This is a genomic window from Polynucleobacter sp. AP-Nickl1-40-C4 (assembly GCF_035012665.1).
Taxonomy (GTDB): Bacteria; Pseudomonadota; Gammaproteobacteria; order Burkholderiales; family Burkholderiaceae; genus Polynucleobacter.
In genome coordinates, this window is record NZ_JAYGQR010000010.1 from 44628 (window position 1) to 62654 (window position 18027).

Annotated in this window: 19 protein-coding genes and 1 tRNA gene; 4 read left to right on the forward strand and 16 right to left on the reverse strand. The window is 45.9% G+C overall.

The annotated features are described in order from the left end of the window. Positions 1–6 precede the first annotated feature (6 nt). The 8 genes from VC182_RS10645 to VC182_RS10680 all read right to left on the reverse strand — a co-directional run bounded on the left by VC182_RS10645 (position 7) and on the right by VC182_RS10680 (position 8719). Complete coding sequence (locus VC182_RS10645) at positions 7–2223, reverse strand: xanthine dehydrogenase family protein molybdopterin-binding subunit (RefSeq protein ID WP_323485276.1); 2217 nt, start codon at positions 2221–2223, stop codon at positions 7–9. Between the two features lie 10 nt (positions 2224–2233). Beyond that, positions 2234–2683 carry a (2Fe-2S)-binding protein gene (locus VC182_RS10650; RefSeq protein ID WP_216122551.1) on the reverse strand — a complete coding sequence of 150 codons (450 nt, stop codon included), beginning with the start codon at positions 2681–2683 and terminating at the stop codon, positions 2234–2236. 122 nt (positions 2684–2805) lie between these two features. After that, positions 2806–3951 (reverse strand): M20 family metallopeptidase, encoded by a 1146-nt coding sequence (locus tag VC182_RS10655; protein WP_323485277.1) that lies wholly within the window; start codon positions 3949–3951, stop codon positions 2806–2808. Between the two features lie 6 nt (positions 3952–3957). Next, positions 3958–4665, reverse strand: a complete 708-nt coding sequence (locus tag VC182_RS10660; protein ID WP_072583534.1) for an ABC transporter ATP-binding protein — start codon at positions 4663–4665, stop codon at positions 3958–3960. Positions 4666–4667: 2 nt separating this feature from the next. Then, complete coding sequence (locus VC182_RS10665; RefSeq protein WP_072583533.1) at positions 4668–5462, reverse strand: ABC transporter ATP-binding protein; 795 nt, start codon at positions 5460–5462, stop codon at positions 4668–4670. Further along, complete coding sequence (locus VC182_RS10670; RefSeq protein WP_323485278.1) at positions 5459–6601, reverse strand: branched-chain amino acid ABC transporter permease; 1143 nt, start codon at positions 6599–6601, stop codon at positions 5459–5461. The genes VC182_RS10665 and VC182_RS10670 overlap by 4 nt, the downstream gene beginning before the upstream one ends. A gap of 2 nt (positions 6602–6603) precedes the next feature. After that, positions 6604–7536, reverse strand: coding sequence for a branched-chain amino acid ABC transporter permease (locus VC182_RS10675; RefSeq protein WP_216122556.1), 933 nt, complete (start codon positions 7534–7536; stop codon positions 6604–6606). Positions 7537–7567: 31 nt separating this feature from the next. Beyond that, positions 7568–8719 (reverse strand): branched-chain amino acid ABC transporter substrate-binding protein, encoded by a 1152-nt coding sequence (locus VC182_RS10680; protein WP_216122558.1) that lies wholly within the window; start codon positions 8717–8719, stop codon positions 7568–7570. 217 nt (positions 8720–8936) lie between these two features. Between VC182_RS10680 and VC182_RS10685 the strand changes: the two genes are divergently transcribed. Together VC182_RS10685 and VC182_RS10690 are read left to right on the forward strand one after the other, a co-directional pair. After that, the gene (locus VC182_RS10685; protein ID WP_323485279.1) at positions 8937–9284 is read left to right on the forward strand and encodes a CidA/LrgA family protein; all 348 of its coding nucleotides are present in this window, start codon (positions 8937–8939) and stop codon (positions 9282–9284) included. Beyond that, a complete protein-coding gene (locus tag VC182_RS10690) occupies positions 9277–10005 on the forward strand; it encodes an LrgB family protein (RefSeq protein ID WP_323485280.1) in 729 nt (242 codons plus the stop codon). Before VC182_RS10685 ends, VC182_RS10690 begins: the two co-directional genes overlap by 8 nt. 15 nt (positions 10006–10020) lie before the next feature. Here VC182_RS10690 and VC182_RS10695 read toward each other — a convergent pair whose 3' ends face one another. From VC182_RS10695 to VC182_RS10705, 3 genes are all read right to left on the reverse strand, one after another. Continuing rightward, positions 10021–10335 (reverse strand): HigA family addiction module antitoxin, encoded by a 315-nt coding sequence (locus VC182_RS10695; RefSeq protein ID WP_323485281.1) that lies wholly within the window; start codon positions 10333–10335, stop codon positions 10021–10023. An 8-nt stretch (positions 10336–10343) separates the two neighbouring features. Beyond that, positions 10344–10622 carry a type II toxin-antitoxin system RelE/ParE family toxin gene (locus VC182_RS10700; RefSeq protein ID WP_215357080.1) on the reverse strand — a complete coding sequence of 93 codons (279 nt, stop codon included), beginning with the start codon at positions 10620–10622 and terminating at the stop codon, positions 10344–10346. 62 nt (positions 10623–10684) lie between these two features. Then, entirely contained in the window at positions 10685–12025 is a 1341-nt protein-coding gene (locus VC182_RS10705) for an aspartate aminotransferase family protein (protein ID WP_323485297.1), read from the reverse strand. A gap of 89 nt (positions 12026–12114) precedes the next feature. Between VC182_RS10705 and VC182_RS10710 the strand changes: the two genes are divergently transcribed. After that, entirely contained in the window at positions 12115–13095 is a 981-nt protein-coding gene (locus VC182_RS10710) for a tripartite tricarboxylate transporter substrate binding protein (protein ID WP_323485282.1), read from the forward strand. Between the two features lie 22 nt (positions 13096–13117). Then, positions 13118–14704 carry a gamma-glutamyltransferase family protein gene (locus tag VC182_RS10715; RefSeq protein ID WP_323485283.1) on the forward strand — a complete coding sequence of 529 codons (1587 nt, stop codon included), beginning with the start codon at positions 13118–13120 and terminating at the stop codon, positions 14702–14704. A gap of 7 nt (positions 14705–14711) precedes the next feature. On the opposite strand, the gene VC182_RS10720 is transcribed toward VC182_RS10715, so the two are convergent. The 5 genes from VC182_RS10720 to dusA all read right to left on the reverse strand — a co-directional run bounded on the left by VC182_RS10720 (position 14712) and on the right by dusA (position 18024). Continuing rightward, on the reverse strand, positions 14712–15044 hold the full coding sequence (locus tag VC182_RS10720) for a type II toxin-antitoxin system PemK/MazF family toxin (RefSeq protein WP_216860768.1): 333 nt from the start codon (positions 15042–15044) through the stop codon (positions 14712–14714). Further along, positions 15038–15328 carry an AbrB/MazE/SpoVT family DNA-binding domain-containing protein gene (locus tag VC182_RS10725; protein WP_255561308.1) on the reverse strand — a complete coding sequence of 97 codons (291 nt, stop codon included), beginning with the start codon at positions 15326–15328 and terminating at the stop codon, positions 15038–15040. The genes VC182_RS10720 and VC182_RS10725 overlap by 7 nt, the downstream gene beginning before the upstream one ends. A 55-nt stretch (positions 15329–15383) precedes the next feature. Next, positions 15384–16712, reverse strand: a complete 1329-nt coding sequence (locus tag VC182_RS10730) for an ATP-dependent DNA helicase (RefSeq protein WP_215320047.1) — start codon at positions 16710–16712, stop codon at positions 15384–15386. Positions 16713–16798: 86 nt separating this feature from the next. Next, a tRNA-His gene (locus VC182_RS10735) sits at positions 16799–16874 on the reverse strand. Between the two features lie 67 nt (positions 16875–16941). Beyond that, positions 16942–18024, reverse strand: coding sequence for a tRNA dihydrouridine(20/20a) synthase DusA (gene dusA / locus VC182_RS10740; protein ID WP_323485284.1), 1083 nt, complete (start codon positions 18022–18024; stop codon positions 16942–16944). Between the last annotated feature and the right edge of the window lie 3 nt (positions 18025–18027).

Sequence of the window (18027 nt, forward strand, 5' to 3'; positions counted from 1 at the left end):
TAACTCTTAGACCAACTTAATGCCGCTGTTTTTCAAGGGCACTGTGCGCAAGCGTTTGCCTGTTGCCCGGTAGAATGCATTAAGTACTGCTGGTGCAGCTACCGCAATAGTTGGTTCACCAACACCGCCCCACTCTTTGCCGCCACCTTGAATGATGATGGTTTCCACTTTTGGCATTTGAGATAGGCGAATCGAGTTAAAGGTGTCAAAGTTCTTCTGTACAACTGCGCCATTCTCAATGGTAATTTCTTCTTCAAATAAAGCAGACAAGCCATAAACAAATGAGCCAGCAACCTGACGCTCGATTTGAGCTGGATTCACTGCATAACCTGGATCAGTTGCCGCTACGATACGATGAATTTTCACATCAGTACCATTGATCACTGAGAGTTCGCAAGCGGCAGCGACATAGCTTCCATAAGAATGCATCTGTGCGACGCCACGAAATACTCCAGGCGCAGCTGGCTTAGTCCAGCCAATGCCATCAGCCACCGCATTGAGAACTGCAATCGCACGCGGATAATCCTGCATGTGCTGACGACGGAACTCAATGGCATCTACACCGGTAGCTTCTGCTAACTCATCCATAAACGTTTCTAAGAAAATGGCATTTTGATTCACATTCACGCCACGCCAAAAACCTGGCGGGACATGAGTGTTACGCATAGCATGATCAATATTTAAATTTGGGAATTTATAAGTAATGCCATGCTCACCGGTCTCATCTACACCCTGAAAGGCTGCAGGATCCTTACCTTTATTCGAGGCTACCACTGCTGGGCGAACTGCGGCTAAGATAGATTGGCCTGATAAACGCATATTTAAACCGGTAACGTTTTTCTTATCATCGATGGACGCAGACATCTTACACATCATCACTGGGTGATAGTGATCATGTGTCATATCTTCTTCTCGAGTCCAAATCAACTTGATAGGTGTTCCCGGCATTTGCTTTGCAATATTTACCGCTTGAGTTGTGAAGTCCTGAAAGGCACCACGACGGCCAAAGCCTCCACCAAGGTTGACTTTATAGACATTACATTTTTCAGCGGGCAACCCAGCAGCCGCTATCAATGCTGCTAATGATGCCTCACCATCTTGAGTTGGAACCCATGCCTCACACATCTCTGGAGTCCACTTCGCTGTAGCAGTTTGTGGCTCTAAGGTTGCGTGACTCAAAAATGGATAGAAATAAGTCGCCTCCATTGTTTTAGACGCACTAGCAAAGGCAGCTTTCACATCACCGTTAGCGCTTCCGACAAAAGCATCATTTGCTGTCAAACCTTCTTCTAGGTTTTTCTTAATAGATGCGCTCGAAACGGCAGCATTTGCCCCCTCATCCCAAGTAATATTTACCTGCTCAAGACCAGTTTTAGCATGCCAAAACGTATCAGCAATAACGGCAACAGCATTATCGCCGACTTGAACCACCTTCTTAACGCCCTTCACATTCATGGCTTTTGCAGAATCGTAGGCCTTAACCTTGCCACCAAATACTGGGCACTGTTTGATAGTTGCGACCAACATACCAGGCATCTTCAAATCAATTGCGTAAACCTGACGGCCCGTAACCTTATCAGCAACACCATCAATACGATTGACTGGCTTACCAATGAGCTTCCACTCTTTTGGATCCTTTAATGGAATCTCTTTAGGAACTTCCAACTGGGATGCAGCAACAGAAACTTTTCCAAAAGTCGTTTTCTTACCGGATGGTGTGTGTGTAATAACGCTGTTCATGGCAACACACTCAGAAGCTGGTACATTCCATTGAGTAGCGGCAGCCTGAATAAGCATCATGCGGGCGGCGGCACCCCCTTTACGAACATACTGCTCAGAGGTACGAATACCACGACTTCCGCCAGTAGAATAACTGCCCCAAGCCGCCTTACGCACCAAGCTTTCAGCAGGAGATGGATATTCATAGCTTACTTTTTTCCAGTCGCATTGAAGTTCTTCAGCAACCATCTGCGCCAAACCGGTAATGGTTCCTTGACCCATTTCTGAGCGAACGATCCGGACAACAACATCATCGTTTGGCTTAACTACAACCCAGATACCGATTTCTGGGGTTGATAAGGGAGCCATAGCGGTTGTACCAGTGCCCATTGCAGCATTTGCAGTAGATATAAAAGAAAAATCAAAGCCAATAGCCAAGCCAGCCGCAATAGCACTAGAACCAATAACAAAGTGGCGACGAGAAATATTTGTGTTTGTAGTCATGTCTTTCCCCTTAAGCCTTGCTAGCCGCATGAATCGCTGCGCGTACTTGCTGGAATGTGCCACAGCGGCAGATATTAGTAATGGATTCATCGATCTGCGCATCGGTAGGCTTTGGATTGTTTCTTAACAAAGCGGTGGTTGCCATCACCATGCCAGACTGACAATAACCACACTGAGGCACTTGATTGTCGACCCACGCTTTTTGAACTTTAGAAAGCTGACCACTCTTCTCTAAACTTTCAATAGTCTCGATTTTTTTACCTTCAGCAGCACCTACTGGAATAGAGCAGCTACGAATGGCCTGGCCTTCAAATAACACGGTGCAAGCACCACATTGACCTACTCCACATCCATACTTAGTACCAGTTAATCCAACCTGTTCGCGGATCACCCAAAGCAATGGGGTTTCTGGATCTACGTCCACCTTGTATTTTTTGCCATTGACATTTAATTCAGCCATGAGTGCTCTCCTAAAAATTCTTTATATGGTGTCAGGGGCAACTTCATTACCCCCACTTATCTTGTGCTTATCTTAACTAAGAATCAATATATTGCAATGCAACATATATTGGGGACAAAGGTCTAGTGAGTCTGCCAATCAAGGATTAATTCAGAAAATAACTGAGTCGCGTCTGTAATTTTGTCGACGTAGCAAAATTCGTCAGTTTGATGGGCCATGTCTGGCTGGCCTGGCCCTAGGATTACCGTAGGTGGATTGCCGATAGCGGGCTTTAATGCTGAGGCATCGGTAAAGTAAGACACCGTCTTTTCAATTGGACGAACCCCATTAATCTTTTCACAAAAATCAAATACGCTTGCCATCCAGGGATCTGTAGAGGGCGTGAACACACCTTCGATATCGATGATGGTGTCCAGCCGTACCGAAGGGCCTAGCGCTTTGCATAGGCAGCCGTAAATATGTTGGTGGCTTTGCCCTGCAACCGTACGAATATCCAGCGTCATTTCTGCTGCATCAGGAACCGAGTTGATATTAATGCCTGATTTAGCAGTACCCACATTAAGGGTGCCCTGCCCCATCAACTCATGAACCGGAGTATCAAAAGAAAATTTTTCTAAAGTTAATGCCGCCTTAGCTAGCTTATAGAACGCATTGTCTCCACGCTCAGGCATCGAGCCATGTGCTGTGACACCATCGGTGGAGGCTTTTAACCAGTAAGCCCCTTTATGACCTAGCAAAGGTTCATTAGCGGTTGGCTCAGCCACAATAAAGCATCCAGCAGGGCCCAGAAAATCCAAGATCTCTTGGTTGGCTGCCAAATGAAATGCACCTTCACAACCCGTCTCTTCTCCTGCGGTAATGATCATGCTCACACCAGCGCCTTGCTTTGCTGAGTCAGCCATTTTCATAGCCGCAACAACAAATGCAGCTACGCCACTCTTCATATCACTAGAGCCACGCCCATACAGCTTGCCATCTTCAATAATGCCGGCAAAGGGCTCATATTTCCAAGTACGAGCACCCAAAGGGATAACGTCTACATGCCCAGTAAAACAAATGCTTGGTTTTTGATCGGAGCAGGCGCCAATTTTGGCAACTAAACTCATTCGATGCGGAGCAAATTCAATCTTGCGACATTCGTAGCCGACTGACTCTAAAAGCTTGGCTAAATAGTTGCAAACTTGATCTTCATTACCCGGGGGATTAATCGTATTGAAGCGAATTAGAGCTTGAGTTAATTTAATTGGATCGGGAATGCTATTAGTCATCTTGAGTTACCCAAAATAAGCCGCTTGAACTTCGGCGTTCTCAGCCAATTCAGCAGCACTTCCCTTAGCCACCACTTGACCCTTGGTAATGACATACCCACGATGGGCGATTGCCAAGGTTTGACGAACATTCTGCTCAACCAATAAAACTGTGGTCCCCATTTGATTGATTTCTTTAATGATCTTAAAGTTTTCTTTTACAAACAGCGGTGATAAGCCCAGCGAAGGCTCATCGAATATCAGCAACTCAGGCGAACTCATTAAGCTGCGACTAATAGCAAGCATGGCCTGCTCACCACCCGACATGGTGCCTGCTAGCTGATTGGAACGCTCTGCAAGACGCGGAAACAAATGCTTAACATGCTCACGACGCTCTTCAATGACCTTTTTGTCGGTCACCAAATAAGCTCCGGCGGATAGATTTTCATCCACCGTCATACGTGGAAACACACGACGCCCCTCAGGAACGCATGCAATCCCCGCCTCAATAATGCGATGTGTTGGTAAATGGGCAATATCCACGCCATTAAAAATAATTTTTCCACGATTGGCTGGAGTCAAGCCCAGGATGGAGCGAATTAAAGTGGATTTACCAGCACCATTAGCGCCGAGTATGCAGGTGATTTCACCCTTCTCGACTTTGATGGATACATCTTCAAGTACATCAATCCGATCGTACGCGGTATAGATGTGTTCAATTTCTAATAAGGCCATGATTATTCTTGCCCCAAATAAGCGACTTGCACTTCGCGGTTATTCACAATCTCATCGTAAGTGCCCTCAGCAATCTTCTTGCCATAGTTCAAAACAATGCAACGCTCAGTCATCCGCTGAATTAAACCCATTTCATGCTCAATCAAAATAATGGTGAATGGCTTAATCTTGCTGCGTACCTGCAAAATATCATCCATTACTTCAGCGGTCTCATCGTGAGTCATGCCAGCTGAAGGCTCATCTAAAAGCAGTAAATCAGGTTGACTGATCAAGGCTCTGCAGATTTCAATACGGCGGCGATCAATCATGGGGAGGCTAGCAACTGGCTCAAATATTTTGTCTGCTAACTTAGGGTTAAATGTGAGAAGCAACTGTCTCACCTGCTCAACCAAGCCTTCGTATTCTTGTTTGAACTTCTCTCGTTGAAACAAATTGAAGAAAAGCCCGGTATTTAATCGACGGTTATCACCAATGGCGATGTTGTCAAAGACAGTCAGCGGTAAAGATAAGCGTGAGCGCTGAAACGTACGAGTAATCGCATGCAAATACACTTGCTGAGCAGTGGCATCAGTCAAATTCTCACCGCGGAATGCGACACTTCCTGAACTTGCCCGGTACAGACCGGTAATCACGTTAAAAAAGGTGGTCTTGCCAGAACCATTGGGGCCCAACAATCCCAATACCTCACCCTCGTTCACATGAAGATCTAATGAATCTAATGCTGTCACACCACCAAAACGCATGGTGAGTTTTTCTGCGACCAGAATCTGCTTCTTGGATGATGGTAATGAGCTCATTTTTGACCTCCCGCTTTGTTACCCGGGAAATACTCACGAATCCGCCTTGGCAGTAAACCATCGGGACGGAATAGCAAGATCAAGATCACCACGATGGCATATAGCAAGAAGCGGTATTCCTGAATAAACTGAAGCTTCTCAGGAAGAATCACCACAATGGCTGCCGCAGGAATGATTCCCCATGGATTACCAATGCCGCCCAAAATCACAATCGATACCAAAATCAAAGAGTCGGCAAAGGTAAAGTTATTGGGGGCAACATAGGCAGTCATCATTCCATAGAGCGCTCCCGCCATACCAGCAATGAAGTTACCCAATGTAAATGCCACCACCTTCCAGTGCGCAATATTCACACCAAAAGTAGAAGCTGCAATTTCATCAGTACGGACCATATCCATACTTAAGCCTATCCATGAGCGCTCTAAGTTCCGGGTAATTCTGAAACTAGCGATTAATAAGATTAATGCGATCAGTAGATAAGGGATGTAAAAAGACAGCTCAAAACCAGCAATGTCCAAGCCATCAGATAAATTCCAGCCAAAAATAGTGAGCGGAGGGATCTTCAATCCCTGTGGGCCGCCCAGAGTGTCATTCACTTCCAAGAAATTACGGAACAGGATGCCAAATGCAATAGTCACTAATGCAGCATAGTGCCCGCGAGTTCTCAACACGGGATAGATCAAAATAGAACCAATTAAGGCGGAGATGCTAGCGGCGATAAATAGAACTAGCAAATGCGGGATTGCGGTGTGAGTCGCCAATATTGCAGCGGTATAACTGCCGATCCCAAAGAAAGCGGCGCCTGCAAAGTTCACGATGCCGATATAACCAAATTGAATGTTTAAGCCAAGGCAAACAATGGAATAGATCAGCACTGTAGCGAGCATCAACAGCGCAAAGTGAGAATTGTGGAACACCAGCATGGTTATAAGCACGCCTGCAATCGAGGCATAAGCAGGAAACTGCGGATGCTCTCTTACGGCAAGCGCAAGCTTATCCATCAACCCTAATTTTTTACCAACCAAACTAGTTGCAAATGCAAGGATTACGAGAGCACCAACTTCTAACTGGTTTTCAGAGCCCAACAATAAAATGCAATAGACCAGGCAGGCAATGAAGGCAGATATTAATAACTTCATACTTAAACTCGCTCGCTGGATTTTTCAGAAATCAAGCCTGTAGGCTTTAATCCCATGATGATGATAATTACTGCAAATGCAAAGACATCCTTATAGGCGCTAGGAACGCTCGGCATGATGGCGGGTAACAAAACAGCGCCAATCGTTTGGAGTCCTGCAAATAAAAACCCTCCCACAATTGCTCCATAGAAATTTCCCAAGCCGCCAACTACCGCAGCCGAGAAGCCAATCACACCTAGCAATAAACCCATGCTGAAATTGACTTCGTTGTAATACAGGCCGTTCATTAAGCCAGCTAATGCAGCCAAGGCTGAACCCAACATGAATGTGATCAAGACAATTCGATGGAAGTTAATGCCCATAATGCGTGCTGTTTCGCTATCTTGTGCAACCGCACGAATAGCCAAACCAATCTTGCTCTTGGTGATCAGGCGTTGAACGGCAATAATGATTAAGACGCCGGTGATAAGCAAGATAAGACTGTCGGAGCGCAACGTAAATTCACCGAGAGCAATGCCGTCTACAGGCAGTAACTTTGGAAAAGGTTTTGGATTCGATCCATTTGGATAAAACAAACGGACTAATTCACGCAGCGCTAGGCCCAACATCAAAGTTACCAATAAGGTGTTGATTGGGGGCGCTTTCTGCAAAGGCAGAATGAGGTAGCGCGCAATGACTGCGCCAAGAAAGGCTGCAACAGCCAGACTCACTACTATTAACACTAGAAGCTGTAGCCAAGGAGAAGTAAAGGTCTCGGCTATACCGATATAAGCGGTGAGGCCAGCAAAGGCCCCCACCATGAGGATGTCACCATGAGAAAACTTAATGACATCTAAAACACCGAAGTAGAGGGTAAATCCAACTGCCACGATTGCATAAATTACACCCAACATCAAACCATTGAGCAAGTACTGCAAAAAAATATCAAATGACATGCAAAATTACCCTCTTCTACTACGATTTCAATTACTGACCTAACTTACGCTGCTTCTTAGCATAGAGACTATCTTCCCAGAGAACCCATTTGCCATCTTGCGCAACATACTTAGAGATCAAAGGAACAATGTTTTGACGATGATCATCAAAACTGACTTTGCCAATAATCGTTTCTACGTTTTGGGTATTGTTTAAAACTTCCATTACCTTCTTACGATTAGGGCCTGCCTTTTCAATTGCAGCCATGATCAAATTAGTAGCGGTATAGGCAAAAGGACCGTAGGCTTCAGGCGCATCCGGATACTTTTGTTGTGAATACTTGGCAATGAACTCAAGTCCACCTGGGAGTTTTTCCCATGGCGCGCCTTCGATGAAAGACAAAGAGCCTTCAGATAATTTACCCAGGCCCTCGATGTAAGCATCAGACTTAATTCCAGAGGTTCCTTCAAATACGGCCTTGATACCCAAGCGATCCATTTGTGTGCGGATACGAATACCAATTGGTGTGAGACCGCCAAAGTAAACCACTTCAGGATTCAACTGCTTGATTTTGGTTAATTCAGCCGTGAAATCTTGTTGATCGGCAGTGACACCAAAGGTGCCCAAGATCTGACCGCCATTTTTAGTGAGGAACTGAGAGAAATACTTATTGTGACCTTTGCCGTAATCGGTAGTGTCATGAATGATGACCCACTTCTTGTAGCCTAAGCCAGTTAAGAATTTTGCTGCCACTTCATTTTGATTAATCATCGTACCGTTTACGCGATGAATCTCTTTATAGTCATTACCATAAGTGATTTCAGGTAGAACAGCACCCCACACCATCACTGGTAATCCAAACTTATGATAAACATCGACAGTGCTCATGGCGACTGCTGAACAGTAATGGGTTACACCTGCGATGATAGAGCTATCTGACGCAATTTTCGTAGCCACTTGAACACCTACGTTTGGCTTGCACTCATCATCTGCAATAACCAATTCATACTTATATTTAGCATTCGGGTCTTGGTTTTTGAGGCGAACTGCTAGATCAGCAGAATTACGACCGCCAATCCCATTTGCAGAAACACCTCCGGTCAACGGCCCAATGTAGGCAATCTTGACCGTATCTTTAGCCGATACAGAAAAAGAAAGGCTGGAACACAAAGCAAGAAGCAAGCCAGATACGAGTGACTTCATGTTGAATCTCCTGTTTATTAATATGAACTGCTATTTTCAGACCAGTGTAGCAAGGTTTTGTATACAAGATATTGGCTGGAATCCTCAGGACATCCCTGAATAGTACAAATCTAACTTAGATAGCCATGGGGCAGCTTCAGAAAACCCCTTCTTTGGTGCCTCAGGCACTGAGATGGTTATCCGGGCACTCTATTCACGCAGGCGGTAAGATAGATAGATGATTTTTGGTCTTGTACAAATCCTTCTCTTTCAAAGCTTGGGCGAACTCGTTTCCAAGTTCCTTTTGCCGACCCTCCCTGGACCGGTCATTGGATTGGTTCTCTTGGTGCTGTGGCTGGTTTTGCGCAAAGGGATTAATCCCGACTTAGCCATGGTGGGCGATGGCTTTAGTCAGTACCTTGGACTTCTCTTTGTTCCAGCCGCTGTTGGCGTGGTGCTTTTCTTGCCCCAGCTCAAAGCAAATGCATGGGCCATTATTAGCGCTCTCATCGGTAGCGTCATCCTCACTATTGCCTCTAGCGCCTTGGTCGCCCGTTTATTGAGCAAGAAAGAATCTCATGAGTGAAAAGCACTCCATCGTCGAGATTTGGGTTTACTTATCGGGTAGCCCGCTTTTTGCCTTGTTCATTACGCTAGCGGCTTATCAAATTGGACTCAGTATTTATAAGGCCAGTCATCAGAATCCATTGGCCAATCCAGTAGCAATTGCAATATTGATTGTGGCAAGCACAATTCAATTTATTGAAATGCCCTACTCAACCTATTTTGAGGGTGCGCAGTTTATTCACTTTCTATTAGGTTCCGCGACAGTTTCTTTGGCTATCCCCATCTACAGAGGATTGGGCAGCCTTAAGGGGAGATCACTCCCTTTGATTGCTTCGCTATGCACGGGCGGATTGGTGTCAATCATTAGTGCGGTAGGTATTGCTACTGTGCTCGGGGCAGACTCCAGCATCACTGGTGCCATGTACCCCAAATCTGTTACCGCACCAATTGCCATGGGTATTGCAGAGCGTATTGGTGTCTCGCCCACCCTGACAGCCATCTTTGCAGTGAGCACAGGGATACTAGGCGCTATTTTGGCGCCCTTTGTCCTGAATGCATTGGGTATGAAGGCTTGGTGGCAAAGAGGTTTTGCGATTGGTATTGGCGCTCATGGCATCGGCACCTCACGTGCATTTAGCATTCATCCTGAAGCAGGAACATACGCCAGCCTAGCAATGGGCATGAATGGCGTTGTCAGTGCAGTAGCAATACCCGTGATTTACCACTTATTCAATCGCTAATTGAGTCGCCAATAATTAGGCGACCAGTAAATCCGGTATTTGTATGTGCTTCACTTTAGGCCTAATAGTCTTTCTGGCTTTCCACAAATCATAAGCAGACTGTTGGGCCAACCAAATACTTGCACTGCCACCATTTTCAACGCCTAACCATGCCTCAATTCTCAATGCCATCTCAGGCGAAATTGCAGCTTTAGCATTTAATACTCGAGATAAAGCGACTCTAGTCACACCAAGCTGATCAGCTGCGGCAGTAACAGTAATCCCTAAGGCAGGAAGAATATCATCACGCAAGGTGAGTCCTGGATGCGGGGGGTTGTGTATTTTTCTCATTTTTATCATCAATGGTAGTCCTGATAATTTACCAACACTACGTCTTCACCTTCAAACCTAAAAGTAATTCTCCAGTTTCCACTAACAGAAATTGAAAAGTGGCCAACCAGTTTTCCACCTAAGGAATGCAATCGCCAGCCGGGAATATTCACATCCTCCCAATTACGGGCCTCATTCAATCTGGATAATTGTCTTGAAAGACGAGGAGCATGAGAACTTTGAATACCAGCACGGCTTCCAGTTTCAAAAAATAACTGCAATCCTTTATGCCTAAACGATTTAATCATACCATATTGTATAGCGTAGCTATACAATCATTCAAGCCAATTAAAACCTAATATTTACGCGGTTAATTAACCTTCATCGCCTCATCAATAGCATCACCTAAAACGCTACACAGAAATTCCACTTCTTCAGGCTTGGAGATAAATGGGGGGCCCACAGCGATGGCATCACCAGCCACCCTTACTAAAGCACCTCTTTCGATGCAGGCCTCCAGCACCTTCATGGAACGAAGGCCAGGTTTACCAGGAACAGGATCAAGCTCAACAGCACCAGATAAACCAAAGTTACGAATATCCAAAATACCAGACTTACCTTTTAGGGCATGAAGTCCATTTTCTAAAACAGGTTCAAGTGCTCGAGCCCGATTGACCAAATCATCAGACTCAAATATATCGAGTACTGCGTGGCCTGCAGCTGCCGGTATTGGATGACCTGAGTAGGTATAGCCATGGAAAAATTCAATCGCCTGCTCTTGTCCGCCATTAGCAATGATGTTGTCATATATATCACCGCGCACGATCACCCCGCCCATGGGAATAACACCATTGGTAATTCCTTTAGCAAACGTAATCATGTCGGGCGTTACACCAAAACGATCGGCGCCGAAGTTTGCGCCTAAGCGCCCAAAGCCAGTAATCACCTCATCAAAGATCAGCAAAATACCGTGCTTAGTACAGATCTCACGAATCTTTTGTAAATAGCCATCCGGTGGAACTATTACTCCGGTTGATCCCTGTACAGGCTCCATGATGACAGCGGCAATCGTATTGGCATCATGAAGAGCCACAATCTTTTCTAACTCTTCTGCCAAATGGGCGCCCCACTTAGGCTGCCCTTTTGAGAAAGCCATCTGCGAAAGATTTAACGTATGTGGCAAATGATCTACACCGGGCATCATCATGCTGGCGAACATTTTGCGATTGGCGACCATGCCGCCTACGGATATACCGGCAATACCAACACCGTGATAAGCGCGATCTCGACCAATCAGTCGAATACGGGATGCATTACCCATTACTCGGTGATAACCAATAGCGATCTTCAATGCAGTATCAACCGCCTCAGAACCAGAGTTGGTGAAAAATACTTTGTCCAATCCTTCTGGTGCCATCTTCGCAATTCGACCAGCCAAGCTAAAAGTGGTTTCGCTGGCCATCTGAAACGCAGGGCAATAATCCATCGTTTCAAACTGCTTTTGAATAGCTGCACCAATACGTGGATCAGCATGCCCCAATGGAGAGCACCACAGCCCAGATAAGCCATCAAATAGCTTACGACCCTGATCATCAAAGTAGTAAGCCCCCTTAGCTGACTGCATGATCTTCGGATGGTGCTGAAAGTAGCGGTTAGGTGTGAAGGGCAGCCAATATGCTGACATATCAATTCCGCTGCTTGTTTTATTCATTGTTGTCATGCGTTTCTCTATTTGATCTTTTTAAAACTAGATTCTGAATTTCCAATACTATATTACTCATCTCACTCTCTGATCATTAAATGCGCTATTTCAAATCCCTCATCCTTGGCTCCTTAGGACTGTTGACTTTAAGTAACTTGGCGCTTGCCGCCTCCGATACAGATTGGCCTAAAAAACCGATTGTTGCGATTGTGTCCTTTCCTGCAGGCGGATCTACTGATATTTTTGCGCGTAGTGTGACTGCGCCTTTAGCCGAAGCATTGGGTCAATCCATCGTTGTCGAAAATAAACCTGGTGCCGGTGGAATGATTGGCTTACAAGCCGCCGCTAAATCTGCTCCTGATGGTTACACCATCAACATTAGTGCGCTGACAAATCAATCGATTTCTTCAGCCCTATTTAAAAATCCGCCGGCTGATTTGCAGAAAGATTTTGTTCCGGTGGCATTAATTGGAACAATTCCTCATTTAATTGTGGTGAACCCAAGCGTTCCAGCAAAGAATCTCCCGGAGCTTATTGCATTTATCAAATCTAAAAAGGGTGACTTTAATTACGCATCTCAAGGTAATGGCAGTCTCTCCCACTTAGAGTCCACTTTGTTTATGCAACGTATCGGCGCAACAGGAACCCATATCCCCTATAAGGGCAGCAGTTTTGCTTTGCCAGATTTGATTGCGGGCAACACCCTGATGATGTTTGATAGTGTGACTGCCTCATTGCCCCATATCCAGAGTGGTAAGCTACGCCCGATTGCGATCGCCGCAGCAGAACGCTCCCCTTTATTGCCCAATGTTCCCACTCTCGGACAAGATGGTATGAAGCAGTTTGATGTGGAAAACTTCTATGCGGTATATGTTCCCAAAGGAACTTCTCCAGTAATCATTGCAAAATTAGAAAAAGAAATTCGTAAAATTCTCACGAATCCTGATTTCAAAGCGCGTATGGCAGCCCAAGGTATTCATCCTCAGTTTGCAAACTCCGAAAAATTGTCTGAAATCACCGCAAGTGAAGCCAGCAAATGGGATAAGGCTGTAAAGTCAGCGAATGTTAAAGTAGATTAAGTCGTTAAATAGATAAGCTCTTATGTTGATATCCCCTCCTTTTGGAAGTCGTGCCCCTGTTCTAGCTAAAAACACTGTTGCGAGCTCTCAACCACTTGCCACTCAAGCAGGCATCGAGGCTCTGCAGAGTGGTGGCAACGCAGTGGATGCAGCACTTGCAACTGCAATCACACTGACTGTAGTTGAGCCTACGATGAATGGCATAGGCGGAGATGGTTTTGCAATCCTCTGGGATGGTAAGAAGATACATGGCTTAAATGCCTCTGGCCGAGCCCCTGCTGCTTGGAAGCCAGAGTATTTTGCTGGTAAATCTGCGATGGATCTCATTGGCTGGAATACAGTCACCGTCCCCGGCATGGTTGCTGGCTGGATTGAACTCTCCAGAAAGTTTGGCAAGCTTCCGTTTGCACAATTGTTTAAACGTGCGATTGACTATGCGGAAAATGGTTTTCCGGTTTCACCTGTTATCGCTCGTCAATGGCGTGAGGCTATTCCGATTCTAAAAAACCAACCGGGATTTACAGAATCCTTCTTAGTTGATGGCAAAGCACCTCAAGCCGGACAAATCTGGAAATACCCCGCACAAGCCAAAACCTTAAAAGAAATTGCCGCTACAGAAGGCGATTCTTTTTATAAGGGTCCGCTTGCACAAAGTATGGTGGACTTTGCAGGGGCTACTGGCGGTTGCTTCACTATGCAAGACTTCGCCGATAACCAGCCAGAATGGGTTGAGACTTTAGCCTTCGATTATGGTGACTACACTCTCCATGAAATTCCGCCAAACGGATCTGGTATCGCCGCTCAAATTGCCTTAGGTATTCTGCAAGCAGCCAATGTGAAGCAATACCCTGCTAACTCAGCGCAACGCATTCATTTGCAAATTGAAGCCATGCGGATGGCGTTTGCTGATGTTTATGCCTACGTTTCTGATGCACGCTCCATGCAAATGCCAGTGAGTTCCCTATTAGATCGGAATTACTTAGCTAGTCGCGCAGCCATGATTGATCACAATAAGGCTGGTAGCTATGGGCCTGGAGATCCTCATTCTGGTGGCACTGTTTACCTATGCGCCGCCGATGAATCCGGCATGATGATTTCGTATATTCAATCTAACTTCAAAGGTTTTGGTTCTGGGGTGGTAGCCCCGGGCGGTATTGCTTTTCATAATCGTGGCATGAGCTTCAGATTAGAAGATGGACACCCTAACCAAGTTGCGCCAGGCAAGCGCCCTTTCCACACTATTCTTCCCGCCTTCCTCACCAAGAATGGCAAACCTACTATGGCATTTGGCGTAATGGGTGGCAATATGCAGCCGCAGGGTCATATTCAATTCGTGATGCGCTTTGTGGATGAATACCTCAATCCACAAGCCTGTTCTGATGCGCCTCGCTGGCGTATTGATGATGTAGGCAAGCTCACTGTGGAAGCGGCAATGCCCCAGAGCGTGGTTGATGGATTGAAAGCGCTAGGACATGAGGTTGCTGTACAACCAGCAAACAGCTTGGACTTTGGTAGCGCACAAGCAATTGCCAAGCTCTCAGAAGATGCCGACTCTGCTTTTATTGCTGGCAGTGATCACCGTAGAGATGGATTGGCAGCTGGCTTCTAATAAAGAACTAAATAGCAAAAGCCTCTTGTAGCACGCCAAGACTGGCAGATAGGGTTTTTGGATTGCTCTTGCCCACTTTCTTGACCAAGCGCGCTTTATCAACAGCTCTGATTTGATCTAAAAGAATCAGCCCCCTCTTACCATCATGCGTAATAGATACCCGAAAGCCCGCAGGTCTACCCTTGCTAGTCATGGGCGCAACAATGATGGTGCGCAAATGGTCATTTAACTCTTGAGGTGATACCACAATACAAGGGCGTGTTTTTTTAATTTCACTTCCGATCGTAGGATCTAAATTGATAAGCCAAATTTCTCCACGAGAAACATTGCTCTTTACCAAACCCAATCTCCATCTTCTTCGTTTGCAAAATCTCCAAGCACCAACTTATCCTCGCCAACCTTAGCAAGGCTTTGGGCATCTTGAGCCCAATGCTCTCTCACAGTATTTTTAGGTTTACTTAAAACAATTTTTTCTCCGTCGACTGACATTTCAACAATCTCCTTTATTCCAGATTGTTCAAGAATAATCTTCGGGATAACCACGCCTTTAGAGTTGCCAATAGCTCGAATAGCTACCTGCAGTGGTGCTGTAGTTTCAGCATTGGATTTATGGCTCTGTTTCATAGTAATAACAATGTTATTACATAAGCCAGCAGACGTCAAATAAGAAAAAATAGCCTTATTTGGAAGGCAAGCAATTCAGATAGAAACGCTTGATCTCCTGATCGCAGCTCACATCCCTGGGTTCAATCGGTCTCTGTAGAGAAATGCCTTCAATCGTTTTACAACGGCTTAGGGCAACATAAACTTGTCCTGAGGCAAATGCACCTGACGATAGGTCAACCTTAACTTTATCGAGGGTTTTGCCCTGGCTCTTATGAATCGTTACAGCCCAAGCCAGCATGAGCGGTATCTGAACATAAGTGCCGATGATGCTGGGAGATATCTTTCCTGACATCATGTCGTGATCGTAACGATAAGACTCCCACTGATGGCCTGTTACCTCTACCGTATTTGCGTAAGGCCCGTTTTGCACCATCACCTTCACCTTATCTGGCAGTAACTCACGCACTACACCGATCGTACCGTTGACCCAGCGCTTAGGAAATCCAGGATCCGTTGCAGTGAACATTACTTTGGCGCCAACCTTAAGTACTAAATTATTAGGTGACGGTAGGTTACGCTCATCAATATTAAATTTTCCAGTCGACGAACCTGAGTAGACTTTGCCCTCAACGGAAATTGCCCGCAAGCCTGCTCCATTTATTTGATCTGCTCGTGCATTCGTAGTGGTCAGAGTGATGGTCTGCTCATCTATCTCGACATCCTTCCGATAGCACTGGGCATTCAGAGTATCAAGAGCCTCATCAATGTCATGATTAATTCGAATGCGATTTAATAAGCCTGCGAAGTGCTCATCCTTCTGACGGAAGATCTTGGAGAGCTCTACCATCGTGACGTCTTTGCGATGCAAGGCCATAGCGCAAAAGAAATAAGGTCCTTCGTAACCACGCTCTGCTAGGACTTGCATATCAGAACTAGAGACTACTGGTGGCAGCTGGAATAAATCCCCCACAAACATTACCTGAATGCCGCCAAAGGGCTTGCCTTTTTGCGGACCGTTCTCGCGCAGAAACAAATCCATTGCGTCCACGACATCCGCACGCACCATCGAGATCTCATCAATGATGAGTAAGCGGATATCTTTATAAAGACGCTTGTCGCGCAGGGGCTTAATATCTTCTTCTGGAAAAATGAGTCGTGGAGGCAACCTAAAAAAGGAATGAATGGTCACTCCTTTAACCTGGAGCGCGGCAACCCCTGTTGGTGCAACTACTACAACGTTACCGGGAATGGTTTCTCGTAAGTAGCCGATGAGGGTCGTTTTTCCAGTGCCCGCTTTACCGCTAACGAAGATGTAAGGATCGTGACGCTCAATAGCCTCAATTACCGCTTGGTAATCGGGGGTAATTTCAATTTCGGAGGAATCTACAACAGGATTAGTCATTCCCTATTGTTTCACGGCATCGGCTACACACGGATGGCGGAAAGTAAAAAAAGGGTCACAATGAGGAGTTTTTTACTTTAATTCTGTGGGGCGAACGACGGGGCTCGAACCCGCGACAACCAGAATCACAATCTGGGACTCTACCAACTGAGCTACGTCCGCCACTGAAGACCTAGATTATAGCTTTTTGCTCAAAAACCTGTCAAAAACATCCCCTCAAGACCTGTTTCTAGGCACTGTCGAACTCAAAAGCTGCCCAATCCCCAAGACACAGGCTTGCATCTATAAAGAAATCCAAGATGGCGGCCTTGCTCTGAACTTTGGCCAAGGCGTGATGATCTGAGAGACGTTGGCGCCAATACCGTGATCCTGCCCTGCCATGAGCTAAGCCGAGAATGTGTCTGGTGAATGCGCCGATATAAAAAGGTTTGCCTTTGGCTTGGCACTCGTCAAACCAATCTTGTACTTGCTTGACTAAGGCAATTTGAATGCGATGCCACTCGGTTTCGCTAAATAGGTAACCAGCTGCGTCACCATCCGTATTAATCATGTCATCCCAGCCTAAAAGTAGCGCCGGGAAATGATATGCAGCCCTTCCCACCATGAAACCATCAAAGTCATCCCAGTGGCCAGCAATTTGTTCATTAGTTTCCAAACCACCATTAAGCAATACTTTGAGATTCGGAAATTGCTTCTGCGCATCTACTCTGAGCTTTGCAGCTACTTCATAACGCAACGGTGGTTTGCTGCGATTCTCTTTTGGCGATAAACCTTTAAGCACTGCATTACGTGCATGAATGGTTACCTGACTGGCACCAGCATCGGCAACAGCAAGAATAAAGTTCAGCGCAAATTGGTAATCAGCTTCAGAATTTGCGGCATCCATCGAGTCCAAGCCCAGACGATGCTTTACGGAGATCGGAATATCAACCGCTCCCCTCATAGAGCGCACACAGTCTGCAACTAAATTAGGCTCAGCCATTAAGCAGGCGCCAAAGGCACCACGTTGCACGCGCTCTGAGGGGCAACCGCAATTGAGATCGATTTCATCGTAACCCCACTGTTGAGCTAGTTCGGCAGACATTGCTAAGTCGCCGGGCTCTGAGCCGCCTAATTGCAAAACAACAGGATGTTGCTCTTGTGAATAATCTAAATGACGTGGCACATCCCCATGCATGAGCGCACCAGAAGTGACCATCTCTGTATAAAGAACAGCCTCTTTAGTGAGCGTGCGATGAAACGAACGGCAATGGCGGTCCGTCCACTCCATCATTGGTGCAGTGCACAATCTCTTCTTGTTTTTGTTTTCCACAGA

Excerpts from the sequence above, each read along its gene's own strand:
- VC182_RS10645 (WP_323485276.1), bottom strand. The coding sequence starts at position 2,223 with ATGACTACAAACACAAATATTTCTCGTCGCCACTTTGTTATTGGTTCT.
- VC182_RS10650 (WP_216122551.1), bottom strand. The coding sequence starts at position 2,683 with ATGGCTGAATTAAATGTCAATGGCAAAAAATACAAGGTGGACGTAGAT.
- VC182_RS10655 (WP_323485277.1), bottom strand. The coding sequence starts at position 3,951 with ATGACTAATAGCATTCCCGATCCAATTAAATTAACTCAAGCTCTAATT.
- VC182_RS10660 (WP_072583534.1), bottom strand. The coding sequence starts at position 4,665 with ATGGCCTTATTAGAAATTGAACACATCTATACCGCGTACGATCGGATT.
- VC182_RS10665 (WP_072583533.1), bottom strand. The coding sequence starts at position 5,462 with ATGAGCTCATTACCATCATCCAAGAAGCAGATTCTGGTCGCAGAAAAA.
- VC182_RS10670 (WP_323485278.1), bottom strand. The coding sequence starts at position 6,601 with ATGAAGTTATTAATATCTGCCTTCATTGCCTGCCTGGTCTATTGCATT.
- VC182_RS10675 (WP_216122556.1), bottom strand. The coding sequence starts at position 7,536 with ATGTCATTTGATATTTTTTTGCAGTACTTGCTCAATGGTTTGATGTTG.
- VC182_RS10680 (WP_216122558.1), bottom strand. The coding sequence starts at position 8,719 with ATGAAGTCACTCGTATCTGGCTTGCTTCTTGCTTTGTGTTCCAGCCTT.
- VC182_RS10685 (WP_323485279.1), top strand. The coding sequence starts at position 8,937 with ATGATTTTTGGTCTTGTACAAATCCTTCTCTTTCAAAGCTTGGGCGAA.
- VC182_RS10690 (WP_323485280.1), top strand. The coding sequence starts at position 9,277 with ATGAGTGAAAAGCACTCCATCGTCGAGATTTGGGTTTACTTATCGGGT.
- VC182_RS10695 (WP_323485281.1), bottom strand. The coding sequence starts at position 10,335 with ATGAGAAAAATACACAACCCCCCGCATCCAGGACTCACCTTGCGTGAT.
- VC182_RS10700 (WP_215357080.1), bottom strand. The coding sequence starts at position 10,622 with ATGATTAAATCGTTTAGGCATAAAGGATTGCAGTTATTTTTTGAAACT.
- VC182_RS10705 (WP_323485297.1), bottom strand. The coding sequence starts at position 12,025 with ATGAATAAAACAAGCAGCGGAATTGATATGTCAGCATATTGGCTGCCC.
- VC182_RS10710 (WP_323485282.1), top strand. The coding sequence starts at position 12,115 with ATGCGCTATTTCAAATCCCTCATCCTTGGCTCCTTAGGACTGTTGACT.
- VC182_RS10715 (WP_323485283.1), top strand. The coding sequence starts at position 13,118 with ATGTTGATATCCCCTCCTTTTGGAAGTCGTGCCCCTGTTCTAGCTAAA.
- VC182_RS10725 (WP_255561308.1), bottom strand. The coding sequence starts at position 15,328 with ATGAAACAGAGCCATAAATCCAATGCTGAAACTACAGCACCACTGCAG.
- VC182_RS10730 (WP_215320047.1), bottom strand. The coding sequence starts at position 16,712 with ATGACTAATCCTGTTGTAGATTCCTCCGAAATTGAAATTACCCCCGAT.